We start from the raw sequence: 18,651 nt of genomic DNA on the forward strand, positions 1-18,651 counted from the left end.
CCCGGACGCCCGGTTCACACACACCGCGCCGTCCGGACCACTCGTACGTCGGCTGTGACGGGCCGAACCCGTTCGGTTCTACTGAGCGCCGAGACACCCGATGAGGGCGGGCTCGACGCCGTTCTTCCGAAGGCTCCCCGGTGATGGCCGGATCAACGCCGTGTCTGACATCCGATTCTAGTCGGAGCCGTCAAATCGCCCCGGCCCGTCTCGCAGATCAGGGGCCGAGCCGCCGGGCGAACCCTTGCCGTCGGCCGAGTGATTCCCTCCGCCCCCGGCGTCGGTGTCCGGTGCGGTGCCGCCGCGCAAGGAACTCACCAGCAGCAACACCGCACCGACCACGCAGACCACGATGCATCCCCAGGCCCACACGACCGAGCCCGTCATGAGGGCGACCACCAGCAGGGCGAACCCCACTGCCGCCATCGCAAGGGTCAGGACCAGCATCTATGCCCCCTGCCACGAGCCGTCACGACCGCGGCCCTATCGGGGCCCGGTCAGTTGTTCCCTTTGGCGAACGACTTGGAACCCTCGGACCCGAAGCTCTCCTGGCCGCCGTCGACGGGGACCGCCGAACCGCGCTGCTCGAGCTCCTCCAGCTGCGATTCCAGGTAGGACTTCAGGCGCACCCGGTACTCGCGCTCGAACGTCTTGAGCTGCTCGATCCGACCCTCCAGCACGCTGCGCTGCTGGTTGATCGTCGCCATGATCTCGGTGTGCTTCTTCTCGGCGTCGGCCTGCAGAGCGTCGGCCTTCTCCTTGGCCTGCCGCAGCTGGGTCTCCGAGCGGGTCTGCGCGTCGGCGAGCAGGGCCTCGGACTTCTGCTTGGCGTCGGAGATCATCGCCTCCGAGCGGGTCCGGGCATCGCTGACGAGCTGCTCGGAGTTCGAGCGGGCGCTCGACACGAGCTGCTCGGATTCGCTCTTCGCGTCGCCGGTGAGGCGGTCGGCCATCTCCTGAGCGAGGCCGAGGATCTTCGCGGCCTGCAGGTTGGCCTCCTCGGCGCCGCCGGCGCGGGAGGGCGCAGGCGCAGGGGCCGGGGCGGGAGCGGGAGGCTTCGGCGCCTCGACCACCGGGGCCGGAACCGGGGCGGGTGCAGGGGCCGGGGCGGGCGCCGGCGCAGCGGCTGCAGCGGGACGCGGCGCCTTCTTGGCGTCCGCGAGCTCCTGGTCGAGCTCACCGACACGCTGGCGCAGGTCCGCGTTCTCCTCGATCAGGCGGGCGAGCTCCTGCTCGACCAGGTCGAGGAAGGCATCTACCTCGTCCTCGTTGTAGCCACGCTTTCCGATCGGAGGCTTGCTGAACGCGACGTTGTGAACATCAGCTGGTGTCAGCGGCATGGAAGGATCCCTTCGCGCATCTGTTGGCGGTCAAGCAAGCATTCAGTTATGGCGCATCCACTGCAGGACCACGTATTCACGTTGTAACTGCGGGTCATTCTTCCACACCCGCCCCTTCAGCCAGCGCCAGTCCCCTATTCGTGCACGTCACGCGGCAAGTCCCTGAGTGACCTGCATCAGGATGAACACGACGAAAAGCAAGACCATGATTGATAGGTCCAACCGAACACCGCCGAGGGAGATCGACGGGATGAGTCGCCGTAGCAACTTGATCGGCGGATCCGTGACCGTGAATATCGCCTCGAGAACGACGACGACGAAGCCCGTCGGCCGCCAGTCCCGGGCGAATGTCCGGATGAACTCCACGATGATTCGGCCGATGAGAAGCAGCCAGAACACGAACAGCACGAAGTAGATCACCGCGAACAAGGGCACTCCACCACTCTGCCTGACGTGTCCGACACTCTCAAAACCGGGCCGTTCAATGCCAGGTGCGACCGGATCCACCCGGTCGCACCCCTCACATTGCTACTGCCGAGACCCGGCAGTACCTGGTCATTTCTGATTGTAGAAGCCGTTCTCCGCGATCCGGCGGCGCTCCTCGGCGGAGACGTCGATGTCCGCCGGTGAGAGCAGAAACACCTTCGTGGCCACCTTGTCGAACGAGCCACGCAGCGCAAACGCCAGTCCGGCGGCAAAGTCGACCAGTCGCTTGGCGTCCGCATTGCTCATCTCGACCAGGTCCATGATGACCGGGGTGCCGTCGCGGAACCGCTCACCGATGATGCGCGCCTCCCCGTAGTCCCGGGGGCGCAGCGTGGTGATCTTCGACAGCGGCCCACCCTCGTCGAAGACGGGGGCGCGCCGGCTCTCGATCCGCGGCTGCGTGTTGACCGCCAGCGATCCGTGCGTCGACGTGGGACGGGGCGCGGAGCCCACGGACGGACTCGGCCGCGAGGAACGCGGGGGCAGCGGCTCCATCCGCCGGGGAGCGGGCTGCCGGTCGTCGATGTCGTCGCGTCCGCCGTAACCGGGGTCGTCGTATCCGCCGTCGACGCCGTCCTCGTATCGGCTTCGCGGGGCCCGACGAGGCTCGTCGAGGTAGTCGTCCTCGTAGTCCTCGAGCGGAACCATGCCGAAGTAAGCCTTGAACTTGTGCAGAGTGCTCATCGATCGACCTTCCTTGGCGCGGCGGATAATCGGTCGGGACGCCGATCAGTTCATTTCGAGGCTATCGGCCTCGAACCCAACAGAGCGGTTCCGACACGCACGCACGTTGATCCGTGTCGAACCGCACTCTCGAGGTCTGCGGTCATCCCCGCCGACAACATGCGCGCGTCCGGATGGTCACGCAACACGTCCTGGTGGGCGGCCGCGAGTGTAGCGAAAGATTCGTCGGGGGCGGCGCCCAGCGGCGGGACCGCCATCAATCCGCCGAACACGAGACCCTCTGCGGCGGCGGCCCGTTCGGCCAGCGCCGCCAGTTCCGGCAGCGGAACGCCGCCGCGCTTCGGGTCGCCGTCCAGGCTCACCTGCAGCAGCACCCGCAGCGGTCCGCTCCGCTCCCCCGCGCCCTGCGCCGCGACCGCCGCCGACGCGAGCGCGTCGACCAACCGCTCACTGTCGACCGAGTGGACCGTGTCCGCCCACCGCGCGACGGCGCGAGCCTTGTTGCGTTGCAGGCTGCCGATCATGTGCCACTTGGCATCACTCAGCTCTGCCAGCTCGGCCACCTTCGCGGACGCCTCCTGCTCCCGGGACTCGCCGAACTCGCGGCACCCCAGGTCGTACAGGATCCGGGCGTCCGACGCCGGGAAGAACTTCGTCACCGGCAACAACTGCACCTCGCCCGGCGCACGCCCGGCTGCAGTGCAGGCCAGCGTCAACCGGTTCCGCACCGCGACCAGCGCGGTCGCGATCTGCGCGGCGCGATCCGGCTGCCCGGTGTCGCCCTCAGTCACCGTCGATCGGCTCCATCCAGATCGCCCCGCCGATGCGTCCGGTGACTCCGGACCGGCGGTAGCTGAACAACATCCGGTCCTCGATTGTGCACCGCGGATCCTCGGCGACGCCGCCGACACCGGCCTCGAGCAACTGGCGACGCAGACCTGCGCGCAGGTCCAGGCCGGGTGTGCCGCGTTCGGTGGTGGTGGCGCTGCCGGGCAGATGGGCCTCGACATCGGCCTGCATCGCCGCGGGCACCTCGTACTGCCGCCCGCTCGCCGCCGGTCCGAGGAACGCGCCGATGCGGGAGATCTCGGCGCCCTGCGCGATCATCGCGTCGAGTACCCGCGGCACGATGCCGATCCTGGCGCCGACCCGACCGGCGTGCACCGCGGCGATGACCCCGGCCTCGTCGTCGGAGAGCAGCAAGGGCACACAGTCCGCGGTCAGCACGACCAGCGCCAGGTTCCGTTCGGTGGTGACCAGCGCGTCGGTCGCCTCGACCGGCGCGTCGACGGGACCGGTCACCACGGTCACGTTCCGGCTGTGGATCTGCTCCATCCACACCAGCCGCTCGAACGGCAGCCCGATGCCGGCGGCGAGCCGACGCCGATTGGCGTCGACCGCCGCCGGATCGTCACCGACGTGGTCACCGAGGTTGAACGAGTCGTACGGCGCCGCGGAGACACCGCCGGCGCGGGACGTGACGACTCGACGAACCCGAACCGCAGGTGCCACGGAAACAGCCGTCACCGGCGCATGAAGTCGGGAACGTCGACGTCGTCGTCGCCGTCCTCGTCCTGGACCGGCACCGCGCGCGTCTGGGTACCGACCGGGATCGGCGGCAGCGCCGCGGGGGCGGGCTCGCGGCGCGGCTCCCGCACCTCCGCGCTGTGCTGCGGGGTGTGCGACACGGGCGCCGCCTCCTCCGCGACCGGTGAACGGCCGATCTCCCCGGCGCGGGCGACGCCGATGGTGCCGCGACCGGCAGCCTGCTGCTGCTGCGGCGGCGCCTCGGCACGCCGCACCGGCGCACCGCCGTCGAACCCGGCCGCGATCACCGTGACCCGGACCTCGTCACCGAGCGAGTCGTCGATGACCGTGCCGAAGATGATGTTGGCGTCGATGTGCGCGGCCTCCTGCACCAGCGAGGCGGCCTCGTTGATCTCGAACAGGCCGAGATCCGAGCCTCCTGCGATGGACAGCAGCACGCCGCGCGCACCCTCCATCGACGCCTCCAGCAGCGGCGAGTTGATGGCGGCCTCGGCGGCCTGGATCGCACGCCCGTCACCGCGGGCCGAACCGATGCCCATGAGCGCGCTGCCCGCACCGGACATGACGCCCTTGACGTCCGCGAAGTCGACGTTGATCAGGCCGGGCGTGGTGATCAGGTCGGTGATGCCCTGGACACCGTTGAGCAGCACCTCGTCGGCGGAGCGGAACGCGTCCATCAGGGACACCGCGGCGTCGCCGAGCTGGAGCAACCGGTCGTTCGGGATGACGATCAGGGTGTCGCAGGACTCGCGCAGAGCCTGAATGCCGTTGTCGGCCTGGCTGCCGCGACGCTTGCCCTCGAACGAGAACGGGCGGGTGACCACGCCGACCGTCAGCGCGCCGAGCTTGCGCGCGATCGAGGCGACGACCGGCGCGCCACCGGTTCCGGTGCCACCACCCTCGCCTGCGGTGACGAAGACCATGTCGGCACCCTTGAGCACCTCTTCGATCTCGTCCTTGTGGTCCTCGGCGGCCTTGCGGCCGACCTCCGGATCCGCTCCGGCACCGAGTCCGCGGGTCAGTTCACGTCCGACGTCGAGCTTGACGTCGGCGTCGGACATCAGCAGGGCCTGGGCGTCGGTGTTGACCGCGATGAACTCGACTCCCTTGAGTCCCTGCTCGATCATGCGGTTGACCGCATTCACACCGCCGCCGCCGATACCGACGACCTTGATAACGGCGAGGTAGTTGTGCGGGGGCGTCATGGGCTCTCGCCTTCCGTGTATGTGTGTTCGCGCTGGGTGTTACCGGCGATGCTGACGTTACTTGTGGCGCTGAGGTTACTGGTGGTGCAGGTGCCCTTCACCACCAGGTGGATCGGGTAAACCCTCAACCTCAACCATAGACTTACAGTTATGTCAAGTGGATGACTGAGCCGAAACGCTACGGGCGGGTGCCGTACATGCCCAGCAGGCGCGCCGACGGACACGCCGATTTGTCGACGGACCGTGTGCCGCGGGGATCGTCACCGGATGGTCGGCAGGTCAGGGCTCGACACGTCGTACACCTTCCCCGGCTGACCGAGCAACGGCACGGCGATCGCCGCCTTGCGGTCCGACGAGTCCGCACTCCCCCACACCAGCTCCCGACCGTCGGCGAGCGTCAGGTGGATGTCGGACAGCGACCCCGCCGACACCTCCGTCACCTGCGGCCGCAGTTGCGGGGGCAGCGCGTTCAGCGCGGTCAGCGCGTCCACCGTCGCCGGATCGTCCCTACCCGGCGACGCCACCTTCAGGCGGGGAACCCCCGGTGGCGCCGGTTCGATCGCGTACGCGACGCCGGACGCGTCCATCAGGTGAGTGCCCTCCGGCATGTCGTAGAACACCGCGGGCACCCGTTCGACCACCGTGACGCGGATCGTCGACGGGTACTGCCGCTCGACGCGGGTGTGGTCGACCTTCGCGATCGACGCGACGCGCTGCGCCGCCGCACCCGTGTCGACCCGCAGCAGGGGCTGGCCGACCGGTATCGCCAGCGCGGCGAGAACCTCCTCGCTGGGCACACCGACGTTCCCGACGACCGAGATCGTGCGCGCCGACAGCAACGGCGTCAGCCAGAGCACCAGACCGAGCGCGACCGCCACCACCACCGCAGCCGCGGCGAGATAGATCGGCTTGCGCTTCCGGCGAACCGCGGGCGACGCGGACCCGGCCCGGATGCGGGTCGGACGGGCCTTCGAACGGGCGGGTTCCGGGCGACGGGCTCCCTCGGCTTTCGTCGCCCGCGTTCCCCGCGGCCGGTTCACACCGACTCCCCGGCCCGTCCCGTCGCGTCCGGGCGCGACCGCGACCCGGCCGGAGCCGCGGCGAGGGCACCGAGAATCTCCTTGCCCAGCATCGTCACGTCACCGGCGCCCATCGTGATGACCACGTCACCGGGACGGGCCAGTCCGGCGATCTGACGCGGCGCCATCGACAGGTCCGGCTGGTAGTGCACGGGCCGCGTGACCGCCTGCGCAACCAGCGCGCCACTGACACCGGGCAGCGGCTTCTCCCTCGCCCCGTACACGTCGAGCACGACCACCTCGTCGGCGAGGTCGAGTGCGCCACCGAACTCGGTCGCGAACGCCGCGGTCCGCGAGTACAGGTGCGGCTGGAACACCACCAGTACCCGTCCGCCGGAGGTGCGCACCAGTTCCCGCGCCGCCTCGAGCACCGCGCGGACCTCGGTCGGGTGGTGGGCGTAGTCGTCGAACACCCGGACGCCGTTCTCCCGGCCGGTGTGCTGGAAGCGGCGATGCACCCCACCGAATCCGCTGATCCCGTCGACGATCTCGTCGATGTCGGTGCCGGCCTCACGGGCCGCGAGCAGCGCACCCAGTGCATTCAGTGCCATGTGCCGGCCGGGGACGGACAGCCGCAGTGCCCGAGGCGCGGCCTCCCCCGCGAGCTGGACGTGCGCCACCCCGCCGACGTCGCGCGGTTCCCAGGACAGCAGCTGCGCCTCGAGCGGGACGGCGCTCTCCGGACCACCGGGGCCCGCCGCGTCACCGCTGCCGTAGCCGAGTACGCGGATCGGCAGACCTCGCGCGACGACCCGCTCGGCCAGGGCCGCCGACCCGGGGTCGTCGAGGCACACGACCAGCACGCCGCCCGGCACGATCCGGTCGGTGAAGTCGTCGAACACCTGGACGTACGCCTCGGCGCTGCCGAAGAAGTCGAGATGGTCGGCCTCGACGTTGGTCACGATCACCACGTTCGGGCCGTACTGCAGCAGCGACCCGTCACTCTCGTCGGCCTCCGCGACGAACACGTCGCCGGACCCGTGGTGGGCGTTGGTTCCGGCCTCGTTCAGTTCCCCGCCGACCGCGAACGACGGATCGACACCGCAGTGCTGCAGCGCGACCACGAGCATCGACGTCGTCGACGTCTTGCCGTGCGTGCCCGCCACCAGCAGCGTCCGGTGCCCCTCCATCAACGAGGCCAGCACCGCGGGCCGCAGGATCACCGGGATGCCGCGTTCGGCGGCGGCGACGAGTTCCGGGTTGTCCTTCGGGATCGCGGCATGCGTGGAGACGACCGCGGTCGGGCCGCCGGGCAGCAGGTCGAGTGCGCTGGCGTCGTGCCCGATGCGCACCTGGGCGCCCCGCGCCCGCAACGACAGCACGGTCCGGCTCTCCTTGGCGTCCGACCCGGACACCTGGCCGCCGCGAGCCAGCAGGATGCGGGCGATGCCGGACATCCCGGCACCGCCGATGCCGACCATGTGCACGCGCTCGAGATGCGCGGGCAACCCCGTTGCCTTCGTACCGCCGGAGTTCGTGCTCACAACTGTCCACCCTTCGCCACCTCGAGAACGACCCGCGCCACCGTGTCCGCCGCGTCGCGGTGCCCGGCCCCCGCCGCCGCGGCCCCCATCGCTGCGAGCCGATCCCCGTCGCGCAGCAACGGCACCACCGTGTCGGCGACGAACGCCGGAGTCAGGTCGGCGTCCGCGACCAGCAGCCCGCCGCCGGCCGCGACGACCGGCTCGGCGTTGAGTTCCTGTTCCCCGTTGCCGTGCGGCAGCGGCACGTACACCGCGGGCAGTCCGACAGCGGAGATCTCCGCGACGGTCATCGCGCCGGACCGGCACACCGTCGCGTCGGCGGCCGCGAGCGCCAGGTCCATCCGCGTCAGGTACGGCACCGCGACGTACGGCGCCGCAGGGTTGTGCTGGGTGACCTCGAGGGTGTTCTTCGGGCCGTGGGCGTGCAGCACCGAGATGCCCGCCGCAGCGAGCGCCTCGGCGGCGCCGGAAACCGCCTCGTTCAGCGAGCGGGCGCCCTGCGATCCGCCGGTCACCAGGAGAACGGGCCCCTCGGCGGGCAAACCGAAGTGCTCCCGCGCCTGTGCACGCAGACCGGCACGGTCGAGGCCGGTGATCGACGAGCGCACCGGGATGCCGACGATCTCGGCGTCACTCCGGCCGCGGGCGGCCACTCCCGACCCCGGCACCGCCGCGAGGACGCGCGCCGCGACCCGGGCGCCGATCTTGTTCGCGATGCCCGCACTGGCGTTGGCCTCGTGCACGACGACCGGGACGGCGCGACGCCTGCGGGTGATCCCCTTGCCCGCGGCGAGATACGCAGGCAGCGCGACGTACCCGCCGAACCCGACGATCACGTCGGCCTGCACCGCGTCGAGCACCTCGCGGGTGCGACGCACCGAGGCGCGCACCCGGCCCGGCAACCGCAGCAGGTCCATCGTGGGTTTGCGCGGCAGCGGCACCGGCGGGATCAGTTCCAGCGGGTATCCGCGATCGGGGACCAGCGTGGTCTCGAGTCCGCGTTCGGTGCCGAGAGCGGTCACCGTCACCGACGGGTCGAGTCGCCGCAACGCGTCGGCCACCGCCAGTGCCGGCTCGATGTGTCCGGCGGTACCACCCCCCGCGACGACGACGGACAGTCCGGACGATCTACCGCTCACACTCACCTACGAAACCCTCGTTCACCAAAGCCACGGTCACGGTCTTCGCGACGTCCGGACGACCGGTCCCGCCGCGGGTCCGATGCTAGTGCCTGCCGACGGCGCGGGTCCGGCCCCTGTCCCTGCGGCGCCCGGCGACCCTGCTGCTCCCGGCGACGCTGCTCCTCGCGGCGGCGCTGCTCGTCGCGACGATGCTGGTCCTCCCGGCGGCGCCGCTCCCGCTGCTGCGCGGCGCGGCGCTGCGCCTCCCGCTGCGCGGCCCGCTTGCGGTCGGCCTTGTCCGCCGCCTCGCGACGCGCGGCCGCGGCCTTGCCCGGCGAGTACTGCTCGGGCTTCGGCAACCGCAGCAGCCGACCGAATCGGCCGTCCTGACCGGCGTGCAGCGCCGCGACGGCCTCCGGTTCGTGCCGGGCCGCGTTGGCGATGATGCCGAACATCAGCAGCGTGATCGCCGTGGAGGTGCCACCGGCCGACACCAGCGGCAGCTGCTGTCCGGTGACCGGCAGCAACCCGATCACGTACCCGATGTTGATCATCGCCTGCGCGAGGATCCAGGTGGTCGCGGTCGCGGTGAGCAGCCGCAGGAACGGGTCCACCGAGCGCATCGCGATCCGCAGGCCCGCGTAGACGAACAGCGCGAACAGTCCGAGGACCGCCACACAGCCGATGAAGCCGAGTTCCTCGCCGATGATCGCGAAGATGAAGTCGTTGTGGGCGTTCGGCAGGTAGTTCCACTTGGCCCGCGACTGGCCGAGGCCCCGACCGAACAGGCCGCCGTCGGCCAGCGAGAACTTCGCCTGGCGGCTCTGGTAGTTCGCGCCCTGCGGATCGTCGCCGGGATTCAGGAAGCCGAAGATGCGGGCGGCCCGGTAATCGGCCGAGAAGGCCAGGGCCAACGCACCGACCCCGACGCCGATCACCGCGCCCCCGAACAACTTCGCAGGCAACCCGGCGAACCACAGGAGGGCGCCGACCACGATCACGAACGTGACGGTCGTCGAGTAGTTCGGCTGCAGGATGACCAGCAGCGACGCCAGCAGCGCACCCGGGACCAGCGGGATCAGCAGTTCCTTGACGGGTGCGCCGGGGCGCCGGGTGGCCAGTACGTGCGCACCCCAGATCACGAGCGCGACCTTCGCCAGCTCGGACGGCTGGAAAGACAACGTCCCGAGCGTGAACCAGCGGCGCGCACCGCCCGACATCGTGCCGATGCCCGGGATCAGGACCAGGAACAGCATGATCAGTGACACCACGAAGGCGGGCAGAGCGAGCTTGCGCAGGACGTGCACCGGGATGCGCAGGGCGAGGTAGAACAGCACGGCGCCGAGCAGGGCGTAGATCACCTGGGTGGTGAACATGCTGTACGCCGACCCGGTGTCCGCGTACGCCTCCACGCTCGACGCCGAGAGCACCATCACCAGGCCGAGGACGGTGAGCAGCGTGGCGATCGTGACGATCAGGTGGAACGACGCGAGGGGCCGCGACAGCCAGGCACCGAACCGGGCGCGGACGCCGCTCAGCGACAGTGCGGACCGGCGTGGATCGGTACGACCGGAGGCCTTGCGGGCGGCCGGACGCCCCTTGGCACCGGCTGCGGGGCGGCGGCCCTTGTCGCCGGGCGCGGGGCGGCGGCCCTTGTCGCCGGCCGCAGGAGTGCGGCCCTTGTCACCGGGTGCGGGGCTGCGCCGCTCAGCCGTCGACATGGTCCTGGTCGCCCGGCAGCGCGTGCACGGCGTCCGCGAAGCTTCGTCCGCGGTGGCCGTAGTCGGTGAACATGTCGAGCGAGGCGGCGGCAGGCGCCAGCAGCACGGCGTCGCCGGGTGCCGCGACCTCGGCGGCGACCTGTACCGCGCGCGCCATCACCGCTTCGGGCGCGTCGGTCGAGGTCACCCGCTCATCGTGCCCCTCTTCGATGCGCCGGACGGGGACCTGCGGCGCGTGTCGGGCCAGTGCGTCCGCGATCTCACCGGCGTCGCGACCGAACAGCACCGCCGCGACGAGCCGGTCGGCGACCTCGGCGACCAGGTCGTCGACGTGCGCGCCCTTGAGCAGTCCGCCGGCGATCCACACCACCCGCGGGTGCGCGAGCAGCGAGGTTCGGGCCGCGTGCGGGTTGGTGGCCTTCGAGTCGTCGATGTAGGTGACGCCCGCGACCTCGGCGACCGGGGCCGCGCGGTGCGGCCCGACCTGGTAGTTCCGCAGCCCGTCCCGCACCGCGGTCGCGGGCACGTCGACGGCGCGCGCGAGGGCGGCGGCGGCGAGGGCGTCCATCAGCCCGGCGGGTCCGGCCGGGGTGACGTCCTCGACGGACGCGAGGGTCTCGCCCGTGGGCTCGGCCGCGAAGGCGCGGTCCACCAGCCGGTCTCCGTCGATGCCGAGTTCTCCGAGTCCGGGGACACCGAGCCGGAAGCCGACCGTGCGCTCGGCCCGGCTGCGATCGGACAGCGACGCGGCGACCGGGTCGTCGAGACCGAGCACCGCGACCCCACCGGTCAGTGCCTGCGCCTTCGCGTCGACATAGCCCTGCATGCCGCCGTGCCAGTCGAGGTGGTCCTCGGCGATGTTGAGCACGGCACCCGCGGTCGGGTGTACGGACGGCGCCCAGAACAGCTGGAAGCTCGAGAGCTCGACGGCCAGCGCCCGGTAGCCGTCGGGTGCGCGCAACGCATCGGTGACGGGCAGGCCGATGTTGCCGCAGGCCACGGCCGGAACGGCAGCCGCCCGCAGGATCGACTCGAGCATCGACGTCGTGGTCGTCTTGCCGTTGGTGCCGGTCACCACCAGCCACTGTCGGGCCGGACCGTACAGCTCCGCGCGGTCGACCCGCCACGCGAACTCGACATCACCCCAGATCGCGATGCCCGCACCGGCTGCGGCCGAGAGCACCGGGGAGTCCGGTCGCCAGCCCGGGCTGGTGATCACGTGGGCGAAGTCGACGACGGCGGCGGCCGCCTCGTCGGGCGTCGCGGTCGCGACGCCGTGCTCGGCCGCGGCAGTCGCGAGCGCCTCGGCATTGCCGTCGGTGAGGGTGACCTCCGCCCCGAGGTCACGAAGCGGGGCGATCAACGCCCGACCGGAGATGCCCGCGCCGGTGACCAGCACTCGAGCCCCGCGCAGCCGCGCCAGCTCCTCGGGCAGGGAAGGCGCGCCCTCGGGCGAAGCCTCGGGCAGGGAAGGCGCGCCCTCGGGCGAAGCCTCGGGCAGGGAAGGCGCGCCCTCGGGCGAAGCCTCGGGCAGGGATGGCGCGCCCTCGGGCGAAGCCTCGGGCAGGGATGGCGCGCCCTCGGGCGAAGCCTCGGGCAGGGATGGCGCGCCCTCGGGCGAAGCCTCGGGCAGGGATGGCCGTGTCGTCGCGGGCACCGTCAGTCCCCGACCACCGCGAGGTACTCGCTGTAGAACAGCGCCAGGCCCACCGCGGACGCGATCGCCGCCAACAGCCAGAATCTGATGATCACGGTCGTTTCGGCCCAGCCACCGAGTTCGAAGTGGTGGTGGAACGGCGCCATTCGGAACACCCGGCGCCGGCTGGACCGGAACACCGCGACCTGCACCACCACGGACGCCGCCTCGGCGACGAACAGTGCGCCGACGACGACCATCAGCAGTTCGGTACGGGTGACGATGGACAGGCCGGCGAGCAGGCCACCGAGGGCCAGCGAACCGGTGTCGCCCATGAAGATCTTCGCGGGCGCCGCGTTCCACCACAGGAAGCCGATGCAGGCGCCTGCCGCGGCGGCGCAGATCAGCGCCAGGTCGAGAGGGTCGCGCACGTCGTAGCAGCCCTTGGCCGGGTTCGTCTCGCACGCGTTGCGGTACTGCCAGAACGTGATGACGGTGTAGGCGCCGAGCACCATCGTCATCGATCCCGCGGCCAGTCCGTCCAGGCCGTCGGTCAGGTTCACCGCGTTGGACCAGGCACTGACCAGCAGGTACACGAACACGATGAACACCACCGACCCCATGGTCACGGTGGTGATGTCCCGGACGTACGACAGGTGCGTACTGCCCGGCGTCAACCCGGACGCTCCACGGAACTGCAGTGCGAGGACACCGAACAGGACCGCGGCGATCAGCTGGCCGACCAGCTTCGCGGTCTTGTTCAGGCCCAGGTTGCGCTGCTTGCGGATCTTGATGAAGTCGTCGAGGAAGCCGACCGCACCGAGGATCGTGGTCAGTCCGAGGACCAGCAGCGCGGAGGCGCGCGGGCCGTCGGCGTCGTAGCCGATGCCGATCAGGTGCGATCCCCAGTAGCCGGCCCAGAGGCCGATGATGATCGCGACGCCACCCATCGTGGGGGTGCCGCGTTTGGCCTGGTGGCTGGCCGGGCCCTCGACCCGGATCTCCTGTCCGAAACCCTGACGGGAGAACATCTTGATCAGCACCGGGGTCAGCAGGATGGACACCGCGAGCGCGATGCCACCCGCGAAGAGGATCTGTCTCACCGGTCGTGCTCCTCGTTCGTCTCGGGGTCGTCCACAGGCGGGTCCGTCAGCAGCGCGTCGGCCACCGTCCACAGGCCCACCGACTGCGATGCCTTGACCAGCACGATGTCGCCGGGCCGCACCTCACGTCGCAGAATCTCGAGCGCCGCGTCCTGGTCGGGCACGAGGATCGACTCCTCGCCCCAGGACCCTTCCATCACCGCGCCCTGATGCATGCCTCGCAGCGGCCTGCCCTCGCCGACGACGATCAGCCGGGTCACGTCCAGGCGGACCACCAGTCGGCCGATGGCGTCGTGCTCTACGACGGTATTCGGGCCGAGTTCGGCCATCTCGCCGAGTACCGCCCAGGTGCGTCGCGGCTGCGCGCCGGCGCGGCTCATGGTGACCAGCGCCTTGAGTGCGGCCCGCATCGAGTCGGGGTTGGCGTTGTAGGAGTCGTTGACGACGGTGACACCGTCGGCGCGGGTACGCACGTCCATCCGCTTCGCCGACACCGCGCGGGCGGCGCCGAGCGCAGTCGCGACCTGCTCGATGCTCGCGCCGCATTCGAAGGCGACGGCGGCGGCGGCGAGCGCGTTGCCGATCTGGTGTTCGCCGTGCACGCCGAGGGTGATCCGGGCGCTGCCCCGGGCGGCGACGAGGGTGAATTCGGCGCGCGCCTGGTCGTCGAGGTGAACGTCGACCGCGCGCACGTCGGCCGACGCGGACTGCCCGACCGTGACGACGCGGGCGCGGGTGCGCTGCGCCATCGCGGCGACCAGCAGGTCGTCGGCGTTGAGGACCGCGACACCACCGTCCTCGGCGGACGGCAGCGCCTCGACCAGCTCACCCTTCGCGGTCGCGATCGCCTGCTGCGAGCCGAACTCGCCGAGGTGCGCGGTCCCGACGTTGAGGACGACACCGATCCGGGGCGGCACCGTCGCGGCCAGCTGCGCGATGTGCCCGATCCCCCGGGCCGAGAGTTCGAGCACCAGATAGTCGGTGCCGGCGTCGACGCGCAGCGCGGTCCACGGGTGACCGAGTTCGTTGTTGAACGATCCGGGCGGCGCAACGACCGACCCCAGCGGGGCGAGCACCGCGGCGAGGAGATCCTTCGTGGACGTCTTGCCGGACGAGCCGGTCACGCCGACCACGGTCAGACCCGAAAGCTCCGTGGTCACCGCGTGTGCGAGCCGGCCGAGTGCCGCGAGCACCGCGGCGCCCGACCCGTCGGTGTCGTGTTCGAGGGCCATGGCGTTGCTGTCCGACGGGCCGAGCGGGGCGACGACGATCGCGGGCACCCCGACCGGGCGGGCCGCGAGCACCGCGACCGCGCCGGCCTCGATCGCCGCGGCGGCGTGGTCGTGACCGTCGACGCGGGCGCCGGGCAGCGCCAGGAACAGTCCCCCGGCGGTCACCTTGCGCGAGTCGAACTCGACGGTGCCGGTGACGGTGGCGTCGGGGTCCGCGACGTCGTGCAGGGTGCCGCCGACGATCTCGGCGATCCGGGCCAGGGACATTTCGATCATCGAGCCGCTCCGCTCACCCGGTCGATGGCTTCCGCGACGACCTCGCGGTCGTCGAATGGGTACTTCACCCCACCAATCTCCTGTCCGATCTCGTGTCCCTTGCCCGCGACGAGCACGATGTCACCGGGGCCCGCCCACTCGACGGCCGCGGCGATCGCCTCGGCGCGGTCGCCGATCTCACGTATCTCGCCGCGCCGGTCCTCGGGTACCGCCCGCGCGCCCTCGAGCAGCGCGGCCCGGATGGTGGCCGGGTCCTCACTGCGCGGGTTGTCGTCGGTGATCACCAGCAGGTCGGCTCCACGCGCCCCGGCCCCACCCATCAGTGGGCGTTTGCCCTGGTCACGGTCTCCGCCGGCACCGACGACGACGGCGAGGCGGCCGCTGCTCTGGCCGCGCAGTGTGGCGATGACGGCCTCGAGTGCCGCCGGCTTGTGGGCGTAGTCGACGACCGCGAGGAACTGCTGGCCGCGGTCGATGCGCTGCACCCGTCCGGGCACGTCGACCTCGGCGAGCCCGCGGATCGCGTCGGCCGGCGCGACGCCGCACTCGTGCAGGACGGCGAGCGCGAGCAGCGCGTTGGCCACGTTGTACCGGCCCGGCAGGCGCAGCGTGGCGGTCAGGTTCTGCCCGTCGGGAGTGACGACCGCGAAGCTCTGGGTGCCGTCGGCGCTGGTGGTGACCCCGGACGCCGTCCACGCTGCCGCGCCGGTGGTGCTCACGGTGACGGTGTCGGGGCCGGCGACGGTCGCCATCTTCGCGCCCCACTCGTCGTCGACGCAGACGACCGCGCGGGCGGCATGCACCGTCGACGCCGGGTCGAACAGCCGCGCCTTCGCGGCGAAGTAGTCGTCGAGGTCACTGTGAAAGTCGAGGTGGTCCTGCGACAGGTTGGTGAACGCGCCGACCGCGAACTCGGTGCCTGCGACTCGGCCGAGTGCGAGCGCGTGGCTGGACACCTCCATCACCACGGTGTCGATGCCGCGTTCGAGCATCGCCGCGAACAGCGCATGCAGCTGCGGCGCCTCCGGCGTCGTCAGCGCACTCGGGACGCGACGTCCGTCGATGCGGGTCTCGATGGTGCCGACCAGTCCGGGATGACGGCCGGCGGCGGTCAGTCCGGCTTCGACGAGGTACGAGGTCGTGGTCTTGCCCGACGTGCCCGTGATGCCGACGATCCGCAGCCGCTGCGACGGGTTGCCGTACACGGCGGCGGAGACGATCCCGAGCACCGCACGCGGATCGGGATGCACCAGCACCGGCAGCGGCGCCGCGGGCGGGGCGATCCGCTCCAGGCCGGCGGGATCGGTGAGGACCGCGACCGCACCCCGGTCGAGGGCGGTGGCCGCGAAGTCGGCGCCGTGGGCGCGTGCGCCCGGCAGCGCGGCGAACAGGTCTCCCGGCTGCACGCCCTGCGCCCGCAGGTCGATTCCCATGACCGTGACGTCCGCCGAGTCACCGTGGTCCTGGGCGGCACCGCCGCCGTGAGCCCGGCCGGCACCGCCGCCGTGAGCCCGGCCGGCACCGCCGCCGATCCACCGCAGTTCGGCGCCCACGAGCTCTGCCAGACCGGCCACGGCCGTGGACGGAGGGTGCGTCGGTCGCGGTCCGGGGGTCACAGCCGGCGGACCCGCCTCCGGGGTCACACTCGGCGGACCCGCCTCCGGGGTCACACTCGGCGGACCCGCCTCGGCGCTCTCGTTGGTCCCTTGCACGGGCAGGTGATTCCTCTCAAGGGTTCGGGTGGCGGGGTGGTCCGGTCGCGATGTCGGTCGACGGACCGACGTGTCACGTTACCGGCGTTGATCTGGAAACGGAGATTCGCATCCCGGTGGGGTGAGTACCGGCGAGCTCGGTCAGTCGGCCTGGAGCACCAGCTGCCGGCCCGGGTCCGCGGACAGCGGGATCTTGTCTCGTTGCAGGATCCACGCGGCGATGTTGTGGAACAGCGGCGCCGCGGACTGCCCGCCGGACCCGTCCGCGCTGCGAACCGGCGCGTCGAGCATGATGCCGATCACGAAGCGGGGCTTGTCGGCGGGCGCGATGCCGGCGAAGGTGATCCAGTAGTTCGAGTTCGAGTAGCACTTGCAGCCGGGGTCGACCTGCTGCGCGGTACCCGTCTTTCCACTGACCTGGTATCCCTCGACCGAGGCGGCGGCCCCGGTGCCCTGCTGGTAGCCCATCGGGTCCCGCTGGGTGACCGATCGGAACATGTCGCGGACGGTGGCGGCTGTCTGCTCACTGACCACCTGCACGCCCTCCGGGTGCTCGGTCGCGGTGCGGTTCCCGTCGGCGTCCACCGTGGCCCGCACGATCCGGGGCGGGATCCGCATCCCGTCGTTGGCGATGGCCTGGTACATCCCGGCCATCTGCAGCAGCGTCATCGACAGACCCTGGCCGATCGGCAGGTTCGCGAAGGTTCCGCCCGACCACTGGTCCCGGCTGGGCACGTCGCCGGCGCTCTCACCCGGCAGCCCGACCTCGGTGCGCTGACCGAGCCCGAACTTGCCGAGCATGTCCGCGAACCGGTCCTCCCCCACCCGCTGCGCCAGCATCAGGGTGCCGACGTTCGACGACTTCCCGAACACGCCGGTCGAGGTGTACGGGACCACTCCGTGGTCCCACGCGTCCTTGACGGACACCCCGGCCATCTGGATCGACCCGGGCACCTGCAGCACCTCGTCGGGAGTGGTCAGTCCGGCTTCGATCGCCGCGGCGGCGGTGACGATCTTGTTCACCGAGCCGGGTTCGAACGGGGTGCTGACGGCCAGGTTGCCCATCTCCCGTTTCACGTTGTTGCCGACGCCGATGGACGGGTCGAAGGTGTTGTCGTTCGACATCGCCAGGACCTCACCGGTGTGCGAGTCGAGGACCACCGCGGACGCGTTCTTCGCTCCGGAAAGGTCCTTGGCCTGCTGCACCTGCTGCTGCACGAAGTACTGCAGGTCCGCGTCGATGGTCAGTTCCACCCCGGAGCCGTTGACGGCAGGCTGCTTGTCCCGCCAGCTGCCGGGGATGACGGCGCCGTCGGAGCCGCGGTCGTAGGTCTGGGAGCCGTCGGTGCCGGCGAGGGTGGAGTCCATCGAGTCCTCGAGGCCGAGCAGTCCGTGCCCGTTCCAGCCGGTGGCGCCGACGAGGTTCGCGGCGAGCGCGCCGCCCGGGTACTCGCGGATGTCCTGCCGCTCGAGCCCGACCTCGGGGAACTCGTCGACGATCTTCGCGGCCACGTCGGGGTCCACGCCGCGGGCCAGGTACTCGAAGGTCAGGTTGCTCTTGAGCTTGGCGAGCACGTCCTTCTGCGGCGCCGCATCGCCGAGCTTGTCGTGGATGCCCTTCGCGATGGCCTCGAGCCGGTCGTCCACCTTGGGCTCCTCGCCCTTCTTCCGCGCGGCCTCCTCGATCTCCTTGCGGACCTTCGGCGGCTGGAACGTCAGCGCCTTCGCCTCCATCGTGAACGCGATCGGCTTGCCGTTGCGGTCGGTGATGGACCCGCGGGTGGCCGGGTCGACGAGGGTGGTCGAGCGCTGGTCCGCGGCCTCCGCGGACAGGCGCGGCGCCTGGACGCCCTGGATCCACAGCAACTGGAGTACCGCGATGCCGAGGGCGGCGAACATGACGAACCGGCCGGTGCGGTGCCGGAACCGGAAGCTCGACGACTCGCCGAGATCGGCGCGCCGCGTCCGGATGTTGCCGGAACGGCGAACCCCGCCGCGCGGAGCTGTGCGACGGGGTTGGGAGG

General features: G+C 71.2%; 16 protein-coding genes. All 16 read right to left on the minus strand.

The genetic code is table 11. From position 1 onward, the window contains the following. Nucleotides 1-177: 177 nt before the first annotated feature. Nucleotides 178-447 carry a hypothetical protein gene (locus tag ACWEPG_RS19140; protein WP_452595017.1) on the minus strand — a complete coding sequence of 90 codons (270 nt, stop codon included), beginning with the start codon at nucleotides 445-447 and terminating at the stop codon, nucleotides 178-180. A 50-nt stretch (nucleotides 448-497) separates the two neighbouring features. Further along, the gene (wag31, locus tag ACWEPG_RS19145) at nucleotides 498-1,340 is read right to left on the minus strand and encodes a DivIVA-like cell division protein Wag31 (RefSeq protein ID WP_450114735.1); all 843 of its coding nucleotides are present in this window, start codon (nucleotides 1,338-1,340) and stop codon (nucleotides 498-500) included. A 147-nt stretch (nucleotides 1,341-1,487) separates the two neighbouring features. After that, entirely contained in the window at nucleotides 1,488-1,775 is a 288-nt protein-coding gene (locus ACWEPG_RS19150; RefSeq protein WP_450114821.1) for a YggT family protein, read from the minus strand. A 120-nt stretch (nucleotides 1,776-1,895) separates the two neighbouring features. Further along, nucleotides 1,896-2,510, minus strand: a complete 615-nt coding sequence (locus ACWEPG_RS19155) for a cell division protein SepF (RefSeq protein WP_450116124.1) — start codon at nucleotides 2,508-2,510, stop codon at nucleotides 1,896-1,898. Nucleotides 2,511-2,560: 50 nt separating this feature from the next. Next, nucleotides 2,561-3,301, minus strand: a complete 741-nt coding sequence (locus ACWEPG_RS19160; protein WP_452595018.1) for a YggS family pyridoxal phosphate-dependent enzyme — start codon at nucleotides 3,299-3,301, stop codon at nucleotides 2,561-2,563. Further along, on the minus strand, nucleotides 3,294-4,037 hold the full coding sequence (gene pgeF, locus ACWEPG_RS19165) for a peptidoglycan editing factor PgeF (RefSeq protein WP_452595019.1): 744 nt from the start codon (nucleotides 4,035-4,037) through the stop codon (nucleotides 3,294-3,296). The genes ACWEPG_RS19160 and pgeF overlap by 8 nt, the downstream gene beginning before the upstream one ends. Beyond that, entirely contained in the window at nucleotides 4,034-5,263 is a 1,230-nt protein-coding gene (ftsZ, locus tag ACWEPG_RS19170) for a cell division protein FtsZ (protein WP_452595020.1), read from the minus strand. Before ftsZ ends, pgeF begins: the two co-directional genes overlap by 4 nt. 260 nt (nucleotides 5,264-5,523) lie before the next feature. Then, nucleotides 5,524-6,216, minus strand: a complete 693-nt coding sequence (locus ACWEPG_RS19175) for a cell division protein FtsQ/DivIB (RefSeq protein ID WP_452595057.1) — start codon at nucleotides 6,214-6,216, stop codon at nucleotides 5,524-5,526. Between the two features lie 83 nt (nucleotides 6,217-6,299). Then, nucleotides 6,300-7,763 (minus strand): UDP-N-acetylmuramate--L-alanine ligase, encoded by a 1,464-nt coding sequence (gene murC / locus ACWEPG_RS19180; RefSeq protein ID WP_452595058.1) that lies wholly within the window; start codon nucleotides 7,761-7,763, stop codon nucleotides 6,300-6,302. 59 nt (nucleotides 7,764-7,822) lie between these two features. Next, on the minus strand, nucleotides 7,823-8,965 hold the full coding sequence (murG, locus tag ACWEPG_RS19185) for an undecaprenyldiphospho-muramoylpentapeptide beta-N-acetylglucosaminyltransferase (protein ID WP_452595021.1): 1,143 nt from the start codon (nucleotides 8,963-8,965) through the stop codon (nucleotides 7,823-7,825). A 2-nt stretch (nucleotides 8,966-8,967) separates the two neighbouring features. Next, a complete protein-coding gene (ftsW, locus tag ACWEPG_RS19190) occupies nucleotides 8,968-10,668 on the minus strand; it encodes a putative lipid II flippase FtsW (protein WP_452595022.1) in 1,701 nt (566 codons plus the stop codon). Continuing rightward, nucleotides 10,655-12,103: a UDP-N-acetylmuramoyl-L-alanine--D-glutamate ligase gene (murD, locus tag ACWEPG_RS19195; RefSeq protein WP_452595059.1), complete on the minus strand. Its 1,449-nt coding sequence runs from the start codon at nucleotides 12,101-12,103 to the stop codon at nucleotides 10,655-10,657. The genes ftsW and murD overlap by 14 nt, the downstream gene beginning before the upstream one ends. Nucleotides 12,104-12,327: 224 nt before the next feature. Beyond that, nucleotides 12,328-13,407, minus strand: a complete 1,080-nt coding sequence (gene mraY, locus ACWEPG_RS19200; protein ID WP_452595023.1) for a phospho-N-acetylmuramoyl-pentapeptide-transferase — start codon at nucleotides 13,405-13,407, stop codon at nucleotides 12,328-12,330. Continuing rightward, entirely contained in the window at nucleotides 13,404-14,915 is a 1,512-nt protein-coding gene (locus tag ACWEPG_RS19205; protein WP_452595024.1) for a UDP-N-acetylmuramoyl-tripeptide--D-alanyl-D-alanine ligase, read from the minus strand. The genes mraY and ACWEPG_RS19205 overlap by 4 nt, the downstream gene beginning before the upstream one ends. Continuing rightward, a complete protein-coding gene (locus tag ACWEPG_RS19210) occupies nucleotides 14,912-16,585 on the minus strand; it encodes a UDP-N-acetylmuramoyl-L-alanyl-D-glutamate--2,6-diaminopimelate ligase (protein ID WP_452595060.1) in 1,674 nt (557 codons plus the stop codon). The genes ACWEPG_RS19205 and ACWEPG_RS19210 overlap by 4 nt, the downstream gene beginning before the upstream one ends. A gap of 183 nt (nucleotides 16,586-16,768) precedes the next feature. Then, nucleotides 16,769-18,598, minus strand: coding sequence for a peptidoglycan D,D-transpeptidase FtsI family protein (locus tag ACWEPG_RS19215; protein WP_452595061.1), 1,830 nt, complete (start codon nucleotides 18,596-18,598; stop codon nucleotides 16,769-16,771). Between the last annotated feature and the right edge of the window lie 53 nt (nucleotides 18,599-18,651).

The organism is Rhodococcus sp. NPDC004095, from assembly GCF_053604015.1.

Coding starts and splice junctions, on each gene's coding strand:
- ftsZ (WP_452595020.1), bottom strand. CDS start 5,263: ATGACGCCCCCGCACAACTACCTCGCCGTTATCAAGGTCGTCGGTATC.
- ftsW (WP_452595022.1), bottom strand. CDS start 10,668: ATGTCGACGGCTGAGCGGCGCAGCCCCGCACCCGGTGACAAGGGCCGC.
- ACWEPG_RS19140 (WP_452595017.1), bottom strand. CDS start 447: ATGCTGGTCCTGACCCTTGCGATGGCGGCAGTGGGGTTCGCCCTGCTG.
- ACWEPG_RS19205 (WP_452595024.1), bottom strand. CDS start 14,915: ATGATCGAAATGTCCCTGGCCCGGATCGCCGAGATCGTCGGCGGCACC.
- murC (WP_452595058.1), bottom strand. CDS start 7,763: ATGGTCGGCATCGGCGGTGCCGGGATGTCCGGCATCGCCCGCATCCTG.
- wag31 (WP_450114735.1), bottom strand. CDS start 1,340: ATGCCGCTGACACCAGCTGATGTTCACAACGTCGCGTTCAGCAAGCCT.
- ACWEPG_RS19155 (WP_450116124.1), bottom strand. CDS start 2,510: ATGAGCACTCTGCACAAGTTCAAGGCTTACTTCGGCATGGTTCCGCTC.